The organism is Bacillus cereus group sp. BfR-BA-01523 (genome assembly GCF_022662615.1).
Taxonomy (GTDB): domain Bacteria; phylum Bacillota; class Bacilli; order Bacillales; family Bacillaceae_G; genus Bacillus_A; species Bacillus_A mycoides.
The window spans coordinates 535,051-554,921 of sequence record NZ_JAKUDX010000002.1; the positions used below are offsets into that span (position 1 = coordinate 535,051).

Below are 19,871 nucleotides of genomic sequence, written 5' to 3' on the forward strand. Positions count from 1 at the left end.
CCTATGGAAAATAATATGCAAATTTCAATGAAATGGACTTTTCTTCTAATCTTGTTTGTTATGTTAAGTAAATACAACATATATATAGGGTTTTCTTTGAAGATATATATGATTTTTCTAGTCATTTATTTTTGTTTAAGAATTAAAGATTTTTATATTCGAAAGCTATATTTTCATGAAGTTGTATTTTTACTGTTTTATTTCATCTATTGTTTAAGTGGCATTCTTTCTATATATTTAAGTGCTAGTATTCGTATGATTTTCGGCGTATTACTTGTTTTAGGATGTTATTTTATTATGAGGAATTTACTGGGGAACACCGAAATAGTAGTGCTCGAGTCAGCCATTGTCTATGTAGGATTAGTATTTAATATTGTAAGTCTCATACTCTATATAGTTGGATTACAACATTTTGGATTATATGGCGGAGAAGAGAGAGAGATTTATGCTGGATTATTAGTAGATAGAGGATATCCGAGATTAATTGGATTATTAGATGATCCCAACATCTTTATTTTTTATAATACAATATTTTTTATGTATTATATGACAAATTTATATAATATCACCAACGTAATAGGATTGATTCTATGTGTTACAACGAGTTTATTAACTTTTTCAAGAGGTGGTATTTTAGCAATTGTGCTCGTCATTTTTGTCTATGTATGCATGTCCAGTTTTGCCAAAAAAGTAAAAATAATAATGGGCTTAGTATTGCTTAGTGTTGTTATTTTTAGTTTAGCGAATGTAGTAATGGGTGGACAACTAGATGATATATTGAACGGTCGAATTTCTGATTTTTCACGCGATAATGGGAGTGGCAGATTTACACTATGGGAAGCTGCTTTCAAATATTTTTTATCTAATCCATATATCGGTATCGGTGCTTTTAATTTTTCGAATTATTATGAGTATCAGTTCAATGAAAAACTATATGTGCACAATACATTTTTAGAAATTTTATCTGAATCGGGTACAATTGGTTTTCTTTTATATAGCGCTTTTTTATGTATTTTAATGGTGAAGTTGACTAAGTATAACTTGTTTTGTGAAAAGCCATATCTTTTATTGACTATGATTGCATTTTTATTTCAGATGATGTCATTATCACTTATTATTAACGAAGCTTTCTTTCTATTTTTAGCAGTTGTTGTGAAGTACATTTCAACATATGAAGGAAGGGGAATGATAGATGGTAAAGTGTCTATCAGTACATAACGAGGTGCCTTGTATTTCTATAATAACACCTTCTTATAATAGTTTACGTTTTATTGGTGAGACAATCAGATCTGTGCAGAGTCAATCTTATAAAAATTGGGAAATGCTTATCGTTGATGATGCTTCAACGGACCACTCAGCTGTAAAAATTAAAGAGATGATAGAAGGGGATTCACGAATTCGGTTATTATCATTAGAAGAAAATATGGGGGCTGCTAAAGCTCGGAATATAGCGATTAAAGAAGCGAGAGGAAGGTATATTGCTTTTTTAGATAGTGATGATATTTGGCTACCAAATAAATTGGAGACGCAATTGTTATTTATGGAAGAAACACATGTTGCGTTTTCGTATACGTCCTATAGTTTAATAGATGAAAATAATAATGATCTGAATAGAGAGGTGAACGTACCGGAATTTGTTGATTATCATTATTTAGTGGGAAACACAATTATTGGGTGTTTAACAGTGATGCTTGATCGTGAGAAGATTCCTTGTATTGAAATGCCCAGTGTGCAGCCTGAAGATACAGCGTTATGGCTACAATTGTTATATAAAGGATATGAAGCGAAAGGGATACAGCAGGTATTGGCAAAATATAGAATTGTTACAAATTCTGTTTCAAGAAATAAAATAAGGGCGGCCTTCCGATATTGGAAGCTGTTAAGAGCACAAAAACCACTTAATTCATTGCAAACCTTTTTTTATTTTAGTAAGTATGCTTATCATGCTTACAGAAAAAATAAAATCAATGTAGTTGGGAAGACGCAAGTATGAATATATTGTTGATGACAGATAAATTGATAACTGGGGGAGCCGAGAGTTACTTCTGTAAATTGGAAAACAATTTGCAATATGAAAACATTACGGTTTATACAGCTGCAGGTGAGGGAGAATTATATCAATCTCTTACTAGAAAAGAAAATTTCATGTTACTTAGTCGATGGAATCATTTGAGAAATATTCATTACTTACGAAAAGAGATTTATAAACGAAAGATAGAACTTATTCATGCAAATAGTTTGCGAATGGTATTATATGCTTTTCTACTTCAAAAGTTTATTAAAAGAAAGATAAAAATCGTGTATACGAAACATAATGTAACGATACTAGAAAAGAAAATGCCAATTCTTTTTCGTTATGTCATGAATAAATATGTGAACAATATTATTACAGTAAGTGAATTTGAAAAGAATAACTTAATTTCAATTCATGTAGCTGAAGAGAAAGTAAAGACAATTTACAACGGTGTAGATATTGAAAAATTTTTATTCCAGCAGAAAAAGAAAGAATCTACTTATAAAGTAGGTATATTAGCTAGATTATCCAAGGAGAAAAATCATCAACTATTTGTTAAAATTGCAAATGTGTTAAAAAAGAGAAATGATTTTATGTTTTATATTGCTGGTGATGGACCAGAGAAAGAATCTATTATGAAAGAAATAGAAAAATATGACTTGCAACAAAGTGTAAAGATGTTAGGAAATATTTCAGAGCCACATAAGTTTATAGGAAATATGGATGTATTACTTTTATTATCTTTTCGTGAAGTGTTTCCAATGGTAGTAATTGAAGCAATGGCTACAGGAACACCAATTGTTTCAATAGATGTCGGCGGAATAAATGAAGCGGTAATAGATGGAGAATCAGGTGTTTTAATATCTGAATATTGCGAATCTGAATTCGCAGACGTGCTGGAGGAATTACAAGGAAATGAAGAAAAGGTGAATGATATTAGAGTGAAAGCGCGAGAAAAAGCGGAAAGAAATTTCTCGTTAACTAAAATGGTAGAAGAAACGAAGGATATATATGAATTAAACAAATGACCGTGGAGGTCGTTTGTTTTTTTTATGATACAAACTTTTAAGAGAGAACTCACATATTATATGAAAAAGGCAATATGAGGAGTGAATTTATTTTGTCAGAATATATTTCTTCACAAGAGGAGTGTGCGCCAGAAAATAGTGTTCATATTGATTGCTTTGGTGCAGTTCCGAATTCAGGAAGTGATAGTTCGTTAGCGATTCAACAAGCGATTAATTATTGTGTAGCGAACCGAATTTCGACGGTAAGAATTACAGGGGTTAATACGTATAAAATATTGAAGCCGATTGTTATTAAATCCAACGTAAGATTAGAGTTAGATCCTACCGTAACGCTGCAAATTGATGGAGATTTTAATGCGTTTGAGTTACAAAGTAATGCTTCTATAACTGGCGGTACTATTCAAGTTATTAATCAAGTATTTCAGTCATCTGTTATTTATGTTTCCGGTTCACAACAAATAGAAGTGCCTAATCAATCTGTCATATCAAATATAAATATAATAAATACCACACCATCATATAAAGGAAAAGCTATACATTTTTATTGTCAAAAAGCGTGGGATTATATTAGTTTCTTTCAAGTTAACTATGTTCAAGTTAAAAATTTTCAAACTGCAATATATTTAAAAACGGAATATGTAGACAATATAAATACACCTTGCTGGATTAACGCAAATGTATTTCAATCTATATTTATTGATGGATGTCAGTATGGAATAGAAGTAGATGGGAATAGTGATTTACCAAATGAAAGTTCAGGAAATACGTTTCATGATATTCAAGTGCAATGTAGACAACAAACGAAAAAAGCAATTCGTTGTTCAGGTGCTTATAATACATTCAACTGTATGATTTGGGATACGTACAGGATGAGTAGTGAACAAATAGTAATTGAATTTTCTTCCAATTCCCATCGTAACTACCTTTTTTCAAATTTACTTTCAACAACTATTGTAGATAACGGACAATACAATGTTTGTAAGTCTACTTATGAAGAATCACTTCGGATTCAGTTACCTTTGACGCTGAATAAACCACATTTAATAGGAAATCAAGATGATATTTTAGTAAATGCTCAGCTGAAGTATAGTGTCAAGCAAGTAAGTGGGAAATTACCTTACGGAGGAAATATCGCTAATTGTTTTAATTTAATAGATGAACAAAGTGTGAATTATATTGATGTTCCAGATAGTAATCCAGTTGTTATTGAATTGGACTTTACGAAAAATCCAATCAAAATGTTGAATTGTATTGGGATGTACTTTGGATGGGGAGAGAGCCCAAAGAAAATTAAAATTGAATATGCATTAAGTGCAACTGGGAGTTGGATTATCGCGGCAGATGTTCCATTAAATGTTGGAGATACAGTTATATCGAATATGAAAGCTAATCAGTTATATAAAGTAAGAATTACATTGAGTGGTTACTCTCAAGACCATAAGCGTTTTCGAATTAATCGTATTTTTGCAAGGTCTTCTATGGAAAATGGAAATGCTTGGTTAGCGACAACTGGCGGAAGAATGTTTGGAGATATTGAGCTGGAAGCGAGTCAAGGTGTAATTATGAAGACTGCTGGTGGAATGAAATGGAAAATTACTATAAATGAAGCGGGTCAGCTTATTACAACTAAAATAACTTGAGATGTTCTTCTCTTTGCATAAGTTGTACAAGTATTAGGTGGTGTGATGAATTCGTTTTAAAAGGGGACGTGTAGTCTGTAGAATGAAAAAAGCTTGTAGTTTGGATATTATCCGAACTACAAGCTTTTTCTTTTTTGATTAACGCCACCAAATCCAAGTCCAAAAGTAATTTCGTATATTTCGAGGAGTAATGCGTATGAAACGTTCACCGTCAAAGAAACAATTTAAATTTGGAAGTGTTTCATCTGGATTTTTTGGAATGAAGGTGACGATGTTTTCGTTACTTGTAATGGTTACTGTGATTGGTGGATCGGTAGGAGAGACTTGAAGTTGTAAAGAAACGTTTGCCGTGTTTTTAAATTCATTATTAATAGGTGGACTTATCACTTGTACTGTGAATAACACGATAATTGTTTCGTTCGGTTCCAAATTAGTAGCGACTAGGAAACCGATATTCGGATTCGCTAGTGGAGAGCGTTCCCCATTAATGAAGACCGTACCGTTCATAAATTGTAAACCTGCTGGAATGGTGTCTTGTAATGAAATATTTGAAAATGAAATCTCGGAAGTATTCGTAATACGCACTGTATAATCAAAATATTGGTTTAAATAAGCAGAGCTGACGGAAGCATTTTTTATCACTGCTGCCGTTATAAATTGAACTGGTATACGAACAATATTCGAATTGACAATGAAAATAATAATTGGATCCTGTGGTGTCAATTGGAAAGCAGCTGTAACTGTTGCGGAATTGATAATTGTACTGTTTGAAGGGATAGAAGTTACGAGAACTTTAAATGTTATAGTTGCTACTCCATCTGCCGATAAGGAACCAATGTTAATACCAGTGTCTGGTCGAATATTTGGAACCGGAGTACCGTTAATTGTTACACTGTTTTCTATAAATGTTGTACCAGCTGGAATCATATCTAAAACGGAAGTACTTACTGTAGGAATTGGGGAATGATTAAATACCTCTAATGTGAATGTAATAATATCTCCTATAACGACAATAGATTTATCTGCTGTTTTCTCAATGTTAATCATTGGCTCGATTAGTGTTGTTGTAACAGTATTTGTTTGCTTTGTAATTGTAATAGGTGGTTCATTCGGATCAATGGTAACAGTATAGGAAACAGAAGCGTCGTTATTGATAGCAGTTTGAAGAGTCGAAGAAGATACTGTTACTTGGAAAGTAATGATAGCAGATTCATTAGGGGCAAGGTTTCCTAATGTAATACCATTTTCGGGATTCGCATTCGGCTGATTGACTCCGTTAATCGTAACACTACCAGTAATGAAAGTTGTATCTACTGGTACGGTGTCTATGGCAAGAAGGTCTTCAATCGTTACATTACCGCTATTAGTAATTGTAATTGTATACGTTAAAGTTTGACTAGGTAATGCATTCGTGGCATTAACAGATTTTATGGCAACGACATTATCATTTTGGACAGTTGTTGTGACAGTATTTGTTGTAGTCGTATTTGTAACAGGTAAGTTATTTGGGTTGACTATATAGTTAAAAGTAGTAATTGCTTTGTTGCTGAGTTCATTTGGTGTTGGAATAGAAGTCACAGTTACTTGGAAGGAAGCGATGGCATCTCCACCTACAATTATAGTACCAATAGGTATGCCGCTTACTGGATTAACTCCCGGAACAGTTTCTCCGTTTACAATGACACTATTTTCTATAAACGTAGTACCTTGAGGAATAATATCTTGAATGATTACATCATCTGCTGAAACATTACCAGTTTGATTTAGTGTAATCGTATACGTTAACGTATCACCGACCGTTGCAAATGCAAGGTTAACAGCTTTATTGCTATTTAAATTCGCGTGATGAATTTCTGTTACGGCAGCTGATGAAATAATAGTTTCGGTAATAGGTGGCCTATCTGGTACCGTGTATTCATATTCAATTGTACTCGTGTTAGAGATTGGATTTGTTTGCGGAATGGAAGTAACCCGGACTTGGAATAGAATAGTTGCTGTCGTATTAGGCGGAATGTTATCAATTTGTATACCGCTAAGTGGATTGTCATTTGGACGAGCGGTGCCATTCACAATAACACTGTTCTCTATAAAGCTCGTATTTGCTGGGATGATATCAGTAACGATAATGTTTTCTACTTGTATATTCCCATTGTTTGTGATGGAAATTGTGTAAGGGATGATAGTTTGTAGGTCAGCATATTGGATAGGCGTTGTTTTTGTTGCAATTACATTAGCAGAAATAACTTCAGTGAAGGTAATATTACTAGTCGATATTTGTTCTTCACCATTAATTGTATAATGAGAAGTGGATTGATTTTGAATACGACCGCTAGCTGGAAGAGCTAACACAGTAACGGAAAACGTGACTGGGATAGAAACGTTAGGTGCAATCGTTCCTACAAGTATACCAGTACTTGGATTGGCGTTAAGCTGAGGAATATTATTTACTAAAACGCTACCGTCTATAAAGGTTGTTCCATCAGGTATGTTGTCTGTAAATACAACAGCAGTAGCATCTGTATTTCCTATATTCGTTAAAGTTGTTGTATAAGTTAAAATGTCGCCAATCGTTACAGAAGTCGAATTAACAGTTTTCAGTGAAACGATATCGGCATCATTAATTTGGACGAAAGTAGTATTGGAAGTAGTAGATTTTTGAATTGGTGCAAAGTCAGGATTGAAAATAAAGTCGTAGACGATGTTTGCAGTATTAGGCGTTGGATTTAAAGCTGGTAAATTCGTAACGGAAACTTGGAACGTTATTGTTGTCGATTGACCTGACGCAATATTAGGAATGAAAAAGCCGATATTCGGATCTGCTGCAGGAAGTACAGTGTTGTTAACTGTTGCACTTCCCGGAATAAATACTGTTCCATCTTCTATAGTATCTGTAAAAAAGATGGAGTTAGTTGTAGTAGATCCGTTATTTTGAATGAATACTGTATATTCAATGGTGTCATCAATGTTAGCTAATACTTTATTAGCAGATTTTGTAGCGATAAGAATAGCATCAATAAATTGTATATTTGTAGTATTGGAAGAGGTCGTTTCTGAAATTGGTGGTGCGCTTGGTTCCGGTTGATATTCATAGTGTATAACAGCGATATTATTAATAGTATTTTGTGCAGGTATAGAGACTACATTTACTTGGAACGTAACAATAATCGTATTATTTGGAAGGATAATACCAAGATTGATACCGGTAATTGGATTTTCGTTAGGTCTTGGTATGCCATCTACAAGGATGCTATTTGGAACGAATGTGGTGCCAGCAGCAATTGCGTCAATTAGGAGAGTATTTGTAATAGGTACTGTACCAGCGTTTGTAACGGCGACTGTATATGTGATGATTTGACCGATGTGTGTAATGGATCTATTGGCGGATTTAATTGCACTAACATTTGCCGTCCGCACTTCCGTGTTTACTGCATTTGATAACGATCTACGCTGAATAATCGGAGAGCTAGGGTCAATTTGGTATTCGTACGAAGTGTCTGAAATATTAATGACTGTATTGCCGGACGGTATATTTGTAAGTTGTACTTGGAATGAAATAGTGACTGTTTCATTTGGTTGTATCGTGCTGAGAGTTACTCCGTTTTCAGGATTCGCGCCAGGCTGAATCACATTATTTATTGATAAGCTATCTTCAATGAATATAGTACCTTCTGGAATGTTATCAATAAACACGGTATTGTTAGCTGGAATGGTTCCTATATTTTGTAGTGTATTTGTGTAGGTAATAATTTGCCCAATTGATACGAAAGTTACATCCGCGCTTTTAACAGAAATAATATTTGCATTTTGAAGTGATGTTGTAACAATGTTAGAATTTGCAGAGCGATTCACCGGTGGAGCTGTAGGAATACTTACATATTGGTAATTTGCAGAAGATTGATTTACAATTTCGGTTTCAGTAGGTGGATTGTTTGTTTGCACTTGAAATAGTATCGTTTTGGAACTGTTTGCTGGAATTGTTCCAAGTGGTATTCCGTTTTCTGGATTTACACCTGGCTGCAGGACACCGTTAATTGTGACACTATCGGAAACGAATGTAGTCCCAGCTGGAATAGAATCTGTAAAAATAATATTTATTGCGTCAACATTGCCGATATTTTTCACTTCAGAAATATAAAGTATAGTTCCGCCAATATCTACAGTTATTGGATTGGACGTTTTTGTAATTGTCAATTGTGCTTGCACGAAATTTGTAATGACGATATTACTTGTAGATGTTTCAGTAATAGGCGGCTGGCTTGGATCTGGTTGAATTGAATATGTTGTATTGGATTGATTTGTAATCGATTGTTGCGAGAATGAATCGTTAATAAGAATTTGAAACGAAATAAGGTGAGTAGCGTTTGCTACTAGGTTAGGCAAAGCAACCCCTACATTTGGATTTGCACCAAGTATAGCTGTTCCATTAAGTGTAAAACTATTTTCTACGAATGTAGTCCCTTCTGGAAGTGTATCTGAAAATATGAGATTAGTAGCTGGAATATTTCCGGTATTTTCTAGCGTTATCGTATAGGTCAAAATGTCACCGGTTGTTGCTTGTTGTGCATTGACAGCTTTTAAAGAAAGAACATTCGCATCCGAAATTTGTGTGAAAGCTGGATTAGACGTAATTGTTCGAGAGATGATAGGAGAGGTTGGATCGGCGATAAAAGTATAGTCAATACGGGCTATATTAGAAATTGGATTCACGCTTGGAATGGATTGAACGATAACTTGGAATGTGACGGTGACAATTTCTGACGGCGCAACGGAGTTTAATGGTATTCCTACGTTTGGATCGGCACCTGGAACTGAAACGCCATTAATGGTCACGCTATTCGGAATAAATGCAGTTCCTTCTGGGACCAAATCTGTTAAAGTAACTGTATTTGCAGTTGTATTGCCGTTATTTTGAACGACTACTGTATAAGTGATTGTACCGTCAGTAGTTTGTACGAGAGAATCTGTATTTTTAATTGCGGATAACGATGCATCAACGAAAGCTGTATTAACCGTATTAGATGAGGATGTTGCTGTAACTGGAGGTTGACTTGGGTCGACAATATACGTGTAACTTGTAATTGCTTGATTTATAATCGCTCCTTGCGGTGGAATAGAACTTGCAAGAAATTGGAACGTAATAGTAGCAGAATCACCTGGTGCGATAATACCAACTGGAATACCGAGAGTTGGACTTGCACCTGGAAGTGAAATCCCGTTAAGCGTGACACTATTTGGAACGAATAATGCTCCTTCAGGAACACCGTTAATGAGTAATACAGAATTTGCAGGGAAGTTTCCAGTATTCGTTAATGTTGCTGTATACGTAATTATATCTCCGATAGATACGATTGCTCGATTTGCTTCTAAAACAGTTGTAACAGTCGCGTTATTAATTTGTGTTGAAGCGCTATTAGAATTTATTGTGCTTGTAACAGGAGGAGCTGCCGGATCAACAATGAATGCGTATTGAATAGATGCAACGTTTGTAATTGGGTTTGAAGGTGGAGTAGATGTAACTATGACTTGGAAAGTAACAGTTAAGGAACTGTTCGTACTAACGGTTCCGATATTAACTCCGGTATTTGGATTTGCCCCTGGAATGATACTTCCATTTACAGAAAAGCTATTTTCAACAAAGGTCGTTCCAGCTGGAATAAGATCTGAGAAATTTAGATTCGTAGCGTTTGTATTGCCGCTATTTTGAATCAAAACTGTATAAGTGATCGTGTCTCCGATATTTGCAAAAGCTGTATTAGCAGTTTTTACAGCTGAAAGTATCGCTGAATTAATAGAAGTAACGAAGACGTTCGTTTCCACATTGCCAGGCTGGGCTTGTAATGAATTGCCTACGTTATATTGGAAGTTAACAAATCCTAAGTTTTGGAGTTCAGGTGTGAACGTTGTTGGATTGCTTACAATTTGAACTTGGAACATAATTGTTACGATTTGATTTGGAGTTATCGTATTTATGCCAACACCGCTAATAATAGAAGCGGATGGTAATGGAGTGCCATCAACAACAACTGATCCAGCAACAAATTGTGTCCATGTTGGTAAAGGATCTGAAAAAATAACGTTGTTAGCAGGAATATTTCCTGTGTTCGTAATAGTAGTTGTATACGTAATCGTATCACCGATCGTTGCAAAAGCTTTATCTCCTATTTTAATAGTGTTTAAAATAGCACTTTCAATTTTTGTTGTAACGCTGTTAGAAGTAATATTTTTTGAAGCTGGAGGATTTGCTGGATTAACGATATGTTGGAAGCTAACGCTAGCTTGGTTGGAAATTGGATTTATAGGCGGAATTTCATTGGCATTAATATGAAATGCTACGATGACAGATTGGTTTGGCGCGATATCACCAATTGGAACACCTGTAATTATATTTGCATTTGGGATGCTAATTCCGTTAAGTGTAAAACTATTCGGTTCAAAGGAAGTTCCGGCTGGAATAAGGTCGGTAAAAATAACATTCGTTGCACTAACATTTCCGCTATTTGTAATTGTAACGGAGTAGACGATATCTTGCCCGATATCTACCGTTTCCGCATTTGAATTTTTTTGTGCAGTAAGGATAGCGCTATTAATTTGAGTTGTCGTTGTATTCGATTGATTGGAAGTTGTAATAGGTGTCTGGCTAGGATCAACGACATAATGATATGTGGTAGAAGCAAAATTAGAAATTGGATTAAGTGTTGGAAGTGTAGTAACAGTTGCTTGGAATGTGACGATTGCCGCATTACCACCATTAATTGAACCTATATTTACACCAGTAGATAAATCAGCGTTTGGAATGGTTTGCCCATTAACTGTGAAACTGTTTGGAATGAAACTTAAATTGCTATCAAGAATATCGATAATAGTTACATCAGTTGCAGCCACATTCCCTGTATTAGGAAGGTTAAGTGTAAATGTTATTGTATTACCAACATCCGCAAAAGTAAGATTTGCTGTTTTTGTACTAATAATATTTGCGTTGTTTATTTGAAGAAGTGTAGTGTTGGAGCTAGCTGTATTCGATACCGGCGGATTACCTGGATCAACAGTAAACTCATATGTCGTTGATGCTGTATTCGGTGCTGGATTAATAGGTGGAATGCTGTTCACTGTAACTTGAAAGACGATACTATATATTTCATTTGGTGGAAGTGCTGCAAGTAATACACCTGTATTTGGATCCGCATTAGGTTGTAAAATGCCATCGACAGTTAATGTGTTAGGAATAAATGTGAGTCCACTTGGTAATACATCTGTGAATACAATATTAGTTGCATCCGTATTGCCTACATTGGCAATAGAAGTAGTGTAAAAAGCAGTTTGTCCGACATCTGCAAAGGATAGACTTTCATTTTTCGTCATAGATAATATAGCTTCTCTAATTTGTGTTGAAACAGGATTACTAATTGAAGTTTCTGCATCAGGCGGTGAGACTAATTGGTACGATGTCGATGAGAAATTTACAATTGGATTTTCAGTTGGTAATGAGGTCACGTTTACTTGGAAGGAAACATTTACTGTAGACCCAGCTGTTATAGGCCCAATATTTACACCGTTCGTTGGATTCGCACCACTTTGAGGAATTCCATTGATAGAAAATGTGTTTGCAATAAAAGTAGTTCCGCTCGGCACGGTATCTGTGAATATAACATTTTGTGCGGAGGAATTTCCATTGTTTGTTAAAGTGACAGTATAAGTGAGTGTGTCTCCGATATGGCTAAATGCTTTATCAACTTGCTTTGATGAAAGAATGGTAGCTGTATTAATTGTAGTAAACGTTGTGTTTGAAGTAACATTTCTTGAAACAATTGGTGCATTTGGATCAGCGATAAATGTGTAAGAAGCAGTCGCGGAATTGGCAATAGGATTTTGGGCTGGTGTAGAAGTAGCGGTAACTTGAAATGCAATAGATATTGAGCTGTTAGGAGCAATTGATCCAATCGTTATACCTGTATTAGGATTAAGACCAATTTGTGTGATGCCATCTATTGTAACGCTATCAGTAATAAACGTTATACCATCTGGAATAAGGTCAGTGAAAGTAATGTTAGTTGCATTTGTATTACCACTATTCTTTAAAATGGTCGTATAGGTAATGGCATCACCTAGTGTTACAAGCGTTTGATCGACTGATTTTACCATCGTTATCATGGCATCTAGTACAGGATTTGTAACGATATTCGTTGAAATAGAAGTTGTAATAGGAGCTCCGCTTGGATCAACAGTATAAGAATATAAAATTGTGTCATTATCCATAATCGAGCTTGAAGGGGGAATAGAAATAACATTTACTTGGAAAGTAACAGTTACTGTCGCGCCGGGTGCGATATTTGGTAAATTTACTCCAAGTGCTGGTTGCGCACCAGGTTGCTGAACTCCATTTACTGTAACTGAATTTGGTATGAATGTAGTGCTAGCTGGAATAGCGCTTGTGAATGTTATATTCGTTGCTGCTGTATTCCCTGTATTTGTAATAGTAGTGGTATACGTAATCGTATCTCCAACTGAAACTATAGATTTATCAGCACTTTTTTGGGTTGTTAAAATTGCACTATTAATAGTTGTCGAAACCGCATTAGATACATTCGTTTGTGATACGGCAGGTTGGCTAGGATCGACCACATGTGCAAATTGTACAGAACTAAAATTAGAAATTGGATTTATACTTGGAATGTTTGTAACAAGTACGTTGAGAGTAATAATGGCCGTTCCACCTGGATTTATATTTTCAATCTGTATCCCGCTAGCTGGATTTCCAATTTGCTGTGTACCAGAATCGCTTGTAAGAGTCCCGGAAATAAATGTCGTTCCGTCAGGTAAAATATCTGTGAAAATTATATTTTGTGAAGTGACATTTCCAGGGTTATTTAATGTAATTGTATAAGAAATGGTATCGCCGATCGTTGCGAAATTTTTATCCGCGGATTTAACCGCTACAATTTCCCCGGAATTTATTTGTGTCGAAACAGAATTGGATGTTGTACTTCGTGAAACGAGTGGTAAATTAGGTCCTGTCATAAATTGATAATTAATAGAAGCACCGTTTACAACCGGTGAGTTTGGTCCCCCAGGCCCAATTGTGAAAATTGGATTTGGAATACTAACTACTTGCACGCGGAAGGTGACGTTTATAAAATCTCCTGCAATAATATCTCCAATTGGTATCCCATTCGCTGGATTTACTCCAGGTAATAAAACCCCACCTACTCGAACGCTATCTTCTATAAATACTGTATTATTTGGAATCGGATCTGTAAAAATGATATTAGTAGCAGTCGTGTTCCCTATATTTTCTAATAAAACAGTATACGTTAAAAATGAATTTCCAGGTGCTACATCAGAAAAGATACGATCCACACTTTTCGTTGCTTGAATGATTGCTTCATTTATTTGAACTAAGACGGGGTTACTAGTAGCCGTTTCTGTAACAGGCGGTTCGGTAGGATCAATAATAATAGAGTATGTTGTGCTAGATTGGTTCATCGTAGGGTTTGAAGCTGGTATTGAACCGACAATGGCTTGGAAACTAATGATTGTCGTTCCTCCAACTGGAATTGGGTCTAAAGGAACCCCGTTATCTGGCCTAAATCCAAGTTGTGGGATGGTATTAATTTGTACGCTATCAGGCACGAATGAAAGTTCAGGTGGTAATATATCTATAAAAACAGGTGTGTTTGCAGTTGTATTTCCGCTATTGGTAAGGGTTGTTGTATACGTAATTGTATCTCCAACAGCAGCAAATGCACTACTCGCAGTTTTTGTTGCGATAACGGAAGCAGTATTTACTTGTGTAAAAGTTTTATTGGATTTAACTGTTCGTGAAACAGGTGGTTCATTAATATCTATAATAAAACTATATTGAAGCGATGATTTATTAGGGATTGGATTAGGATTTGGAATCGTTGTAATGTTTACTTGAAAGCTGAGTATAACTGATGCATTTGAATTTATGTTACCGATATTGATACCATTTTGTGGATTTGCATTAGGAATAGTTGTTCCATTTACTGTAAAACTATTTGGAATAAACGTTGTACCATCTGGAATTAAATCTGTAAAAATAACATTGTTTGCGGTAGTGTTACCGGAATTAGTAATGGTAGAAGTGAAAGTAAGTGTATCTCCAATAGTAGCGAATGTTGAATTGACAGTTTTATTTATAGATAGAGTAGCATCAATGATTGGAGTAACTGTTGTGTTTGTAATTGTACTACCAACAGCAGGTGATTGGTTTGGATTCACTGTATATTCATAATTTACAAGGGCGTTATTTGTTAATGTGCCACTAGGCGGTATCGCTAAAATTTGTGCTTGAAAAGAAATAAATACAGTATTACCTGGTGGAATATCTGCTAAGTGAATACCAAGTGATGGATCTAATCCTGGTTGTGGAACATTATCGATAGTTACGGAGTTTTGGATAAATGAAGCTCCTGCGCCAAGCCCATCCGTTAAAACATTTGCACTAGCAGGGATATTTCCAGTGTTTGTAACTGCAATCGTATAGGTAACGATATCTCCAATTGCAGCTGTCGGTGTATTCACTGATTTAGTAGCGACGATCGTAGCATTATTAATTTGAGTTGTTATTACGTTACTTACCGTATTGGCGGATGCTGGAGGTAAGTTAGGATTTACAATATATTGATACGTTGTATTACTTTGGTTCGGGATTGGATTTGGACTAGGGATGGAATTTACTTTTATTTGAAATGAGATTGTAGTATTTGCATTCGGATTGATTGGATCAATTGCAATTCCATTTGCTGGATTTACATTAGGGAGTGTATTCCCATTTACTGTTACACTATTAGGAATAAACGATGTCCCGTTTGGAATTACATCTGTAAATATTACATTTGATGCAAGTGTGTTCCCACTATTCGTTAAAGTAGTCGTGTACGTAATAATATCATTTACGTTAGCAAACTGTTTATCGGCAGATTTTGTAGCGGCAATTGAGGCGTTATTAATAGTTGTCTGTACCGTGTTAGAAGCCACCATCTGCATTACAGCTGGTTTGGATGGATCGTACGTATATTGGAATGTTGTGCCTGATTGATTCGTAATCGGATTTACAGCAGGGATAGTTGGTACAAGAACCTGGAATGCAACGGTTCGTGATGAATTCGCTCCTATCGTACCGATAAAAATACCGTTAGCAGGATTTGCATTTGCTATAGGGACATTGTTAATCGTTACAGTATTAGGAATGAACAGGGTACCCGCTGGAATGATATCTGTAAACGTTACATTAGAAGCAGGGATATTCCCGTTATTTGTTAAAATAGTCGCATATAATATGACATCACCAACATCAGCGAAATTTGTGCTCGTTAGTTTTGTAGCAACAATATTAGCAGTATTAATTTGTGTAGTTACTATATTGCTAGTAGCGTTTTTCACAACAACAGGTAAATTTGGATCAGCGATAAAGTTATATTGAAGTGAAGCGCTATTTTGAATTGGATTTGGTGAAGGTAGCCCATTTGCACTTATTTGAAAAACAATCGTTGTAAAACCACCAGCAGGAATGGAGCCGACTTGAAGGCCGGTACTTGGGTCTGCACCTAGCTGTAAAGCGCCACCTATAAAAATACTATTTGGTACGATAGTGGTGCCGGGAGGGATTATATCGGTAACAATAACATTGTTTGCTGTAGTATTGCCAAGGTTAGCTAAGGAAATTGTATATGTGATTGGTTGCCCAACATCAGCAATAGTTAAATCTACTTGTTTGACAATAATTACATTTGCTAAATTAATTTGTGTACTTACAGTATTACTTAAAGATGTTTCTATAATTGGTGGATCGCCAGGATTTAGAATAAAGCTATACTGTGTACTAGATGAATTTATTGTTGGATTTTGGGCTGGTAAAGAGGTGACAGTTACTTGATAAGAGACGGTAAGTGAGCCGTTTGCAGGAATGGAAGGTAACGGAACACCTATATTTGGATCTGCGTTATTTTGGAGCACACCATTAATAAGGAAAGTGTTTGGGATAAAGGTAGTACCGTCTGGATTCGTATCTAAGAAAGTAGGACTATCAGCAGAAACACTTCCTGCATTCGTTAAAATAACGGTATAAGTTAATATATCCCCTACGGTAGCGAACGCTCGATCCACTGTTTTGGCTGAAATGACATTTGCATCGTTTACTTGAGTAAATGTAGTGGTTGAAGTAGTGTTCTTACTTACAGGTGAAGCGTTTGGATCAACAATAAAGTTATAGGAAATGGAGGCACTATTCGAAATAGGATTTGGGTTTGGAATACTAGTTATTAATACCTGGAATGAAGCTGTAATTGTAGTATTAGCATTGATGCTACCAATATTGATGCTAGCTGGTGTTGCGCCCGGCTGAGTAACACCGTTAACTATAACACTGTTCGGTACGAAGGAAGTACCATTTGCAATTGAATCGGATAGTAATACATTGTTCGCCGCAACATTTCCATCGTTTGTAAGAGCAAAGGTGTAAGTTAATACATCTCCAACTTCCGCAAATGTTTTATCCACAGATTTTATAGCATGTAGATTTGCTAGTCTAATTGTTGAGGCAACAGAATTAGAATTTGCTGTTTTTGAAGTTGGCGGCAGGCTTGGGTTTACAGTGTAAATATAAGAGGCGAAAGCATTATTAATGATAGGATTTTGGGAGGTAATGTTGATGACTGTTACTTGGAACGATAAGGTGAAAGTAGCTCCGCCAGGAATTGTACCGATAGGTAAGGAAATAAGAGAAGTTACATTTTGCAAAACGCCGTTTAGCGTTACAGTACCTGGAGTCAATATCGTTCCATTTGGAAGTGGATCTGTTAGCTGTACGTTCGTTGCAGCAGTATTTCCACTGTTTGTAATAAGGACTGTATAACTGATTGTATCTCCAATTGTAGCAAATTGTTTATTTGTCGATTTTGTTAATGTTAAATTCGCATTGTTAATTTGAGTGGTAACGACGTTAGAAGCGATGTTTTTCGTAACGGGTGATTGACTAGGGTTGACAGTATACTGATAAGAAGCGCTTGATCCATTAGATACGATATTTGCTGGAGGTATTGTGTTTACTACTACTTGAAATGAAACGTTTTTTGTCGTACCAGTTGGGATGGAGCCTATGTTCACACCATTAGCGGGATTCGCACCAACCTGTGTCGTGCCATCTATTGTTAAACTGTTTAGGACAAAAGTTGTTCCTGTAGGAATGGCATCTGTAAAAATAACATTGTTCGCATTCGTATTACCTGTACCTGTAAAGGCAACAGTGTAAGTCAGTATATCTCCAATATCCGCATAGTTTTTATCCACTGTTTTTGCCATAGTTACCGTAGCATTATTCACTTGAGTAGAGACGGTATTAGTCATAGTAGTACCACTTACTGCAGGCTGATTTGGTACAGGAATGTATTGATATGTTGTTGTACCACTATTTAATATTGGATTTGTTTGGGGGATAGAAGGAACGAATACTTGAAATGAAATGGTAGTAGTAGAATTTGCAGCAATAGTCCCAACGGATATACCATTAGCAGGATTTGCTCCAGCTTGAATAACGCCGTTAACAGTTACACTACCTGGAATAAAAGTAGTCCCGTTTGGAATGGGATCCGTATATATAACATTTGTAGCAGCGATATTTCCTGCATTAGCTAAGGAAATACTATAAGTTAACGTATCACTAATATCGGCAAAAAGTTTGTTAACTGATTTAGTTCCATTAATAGTTGCAAGGTTAATTTGTGTGCCGGCAGCATTACTCGTTGCAAGACCGTTAAAAGTTGTTCCCCCAGCAATTGGTGTGTATTGAAACGTAATGTTAGCGGTGTTAGAGATAGGGTTTTGATTTGGAAGAGAAACGACAGTTGCTTGGAAGGTCACTGTACGAGAAGCGTTGTTATTAATTGTTCCAAGAGAAATACCAGCGGCAGGATTTGCGTTTGTTTGTGGTACATTATCTATCGTTACGCTGCCAGGTATAAAGGAAGTGCCGTTAGGGAGAATGTCTGTAAAAGTAACGTTATTTGCAGGAAGAAGACCGGTGTTAGGGACAGTAACTGTATAGGTTAGAATATCGCCAATTGTAGCAACACTTTTATTTACGCTTTTAGTTGCTTGTATATTAGGTGAATTAATATCAATTTGTAAACCAACTGTATTTAGCATATATGCGTCACCGTTCGTTGTTAAACGGATTGCGGCGGAGACCTGGGAATTTGTTAAATAAGGAGAAATATCAATAGAAGTAATGTCCCAACCTTGCCGACCGGCGGAGATATTTGTAGCTGTAGAGGCACTCTGGTTCCTCGTGCCAAATGTTCCAGTTGTATCTAAATTTCCAGCAGCATTATTAATTTGAGAACCGAAGAAATTATTAACAGCATTATTTGGCCCGGATAATGCATTTAATGAACTGAAATTTGGTCCAAATAAAGCTTGATCCCCAGTTAAATCAGCATCCCCTTCAGTAGAACTTAAAAATAATCTCCCGCTTACAGGTCCCCCGGCAGGTGTTAAAAACCCTGAGACAGATACATCTGCACTACCGGTTTCTACAGAAACACGGTTACCAGCTACGTAAATTGTTAAATTTCTTGCGGGTAAGGAACCGTTTTGATAAGCGACAATAAGCGTCCATCCTGCAGAATTAATGGCTCCATTAGAAGCGTCTAAAGGATCTACAAGTCCAGGAACAGAACCTGTTGTATAAGATCCAGATCCAGCAGCTTGAACGAGTGACGTTACATCCGCTGATCGTGTATAAAATCCAAATGTGACAGATCCAGAAACGAATGTTTGATTTGAAGCTGTAACAGCCGAAGGGGTAATTGAGTATGTTGACACAGGTGTTGTAAAAGAAACGGGGTTTCCTAATACACTCGTAATGTTTTGATCCCGAGATAAATAGTTTCCACCCCAAACGAGTTCTGCGTAAAGAATAGTACTACCAGCAGGGATATTCAAAATAGCGGTAGAACTATTTTGTGTATAGTTTAACGTTGTACCTGCAGGAAAAGTAGTTACTTGTAAAGCGGTATTCGTAGTTACGAATGCACCAATTGCACCGATTGTACCAGCACGGTTTAGATTGCTAATTTTACTTAAACCTAGTGTGTTTCCTGTAATAGCGAGTGCGCCGTTAGTGGTGGTAGAAAATCGATTCGTAATGGGCATGTTGTCACCTCATTTACA

At 36.0% G+C, this 19,871-nt stretch carries 5 protein-coding genes; 4 read left to right on the top strand and 1 reads right to left on the bottom strand.

Annotated features, from left to right (window positions below):
* Nucleotides 1-3: 3 nt before the first annotated feature.
* From MR066_RS07215 to MR066_RS07230, 4 genes are all read left to right on the top strand, one after another.
* Nucleotides 4-1,218 (top strand): O-antigen ligase family protein, encoded by a 1,215-nt coding sequence (locus tag MR066_RS07215; RefSeq protein ID WP_242246423.1) that lies wholly within the window; start codon nt 4-6, stop codon nt 1,216-1,218.
* Complete coding sequence (locus MR066_RS07220) at nt 1,193-1,993, top strand: glycosyltransferase family 2 protein (RefSeq protein WP_044438077.1); 801 nt, start codon at nt 1,193-1,195, stop codon at nt 1,991-1,993. Before MR066_RS07215 ends, MR066_RS07220 begins: the two co-directional genes overlap by 26 nt.
* Nucleotides 1,990-3,042, top strand: coding sequence for a glycosyltransferase family 4 protein (locus MR066_RS07225; RefSeq protein WP_107886919.1), 1,053 nt, complete (start codon nt 1,990-1,992; stop codon nt 3,040-3,042). Before MR066_RS07220 ends, MR066_RS07225 begins: the two co-directional genes overlap by 4 nt.
* Nucleotides 3,043-3,134: 92 nt before the next feature.
* Nucleotides 3,135-4,682 (top strand): glycoside hydrolase family protein, encoded by a 1,548-nt coding sequence (locus tag MR066_RS07230; protein WP_242246424.1) that lies wholly within the window; start codon nt 3,135-3,137, stop codon nt 4,680-4,682.
* A gap of 138 nt (nt 4,683-4,820) precedes the next feature.
* Here the strand turns inward: MR066_RS07230 and MR066_RS07235 are convergent, their stop codons facing one another.
* Nucleotides 4,821-19,853, bottom strand: coding sequence for a DUF11 domain-containing protein (locus MR066_RS07235; protein WP_242246426.1), 15,033 nt, complete (start codon nt 19,851-19,853; stop codon nt 4,821-4,823).
* Nucleotides 19,854-19,871: the final 18 nt, after the last annotated feature.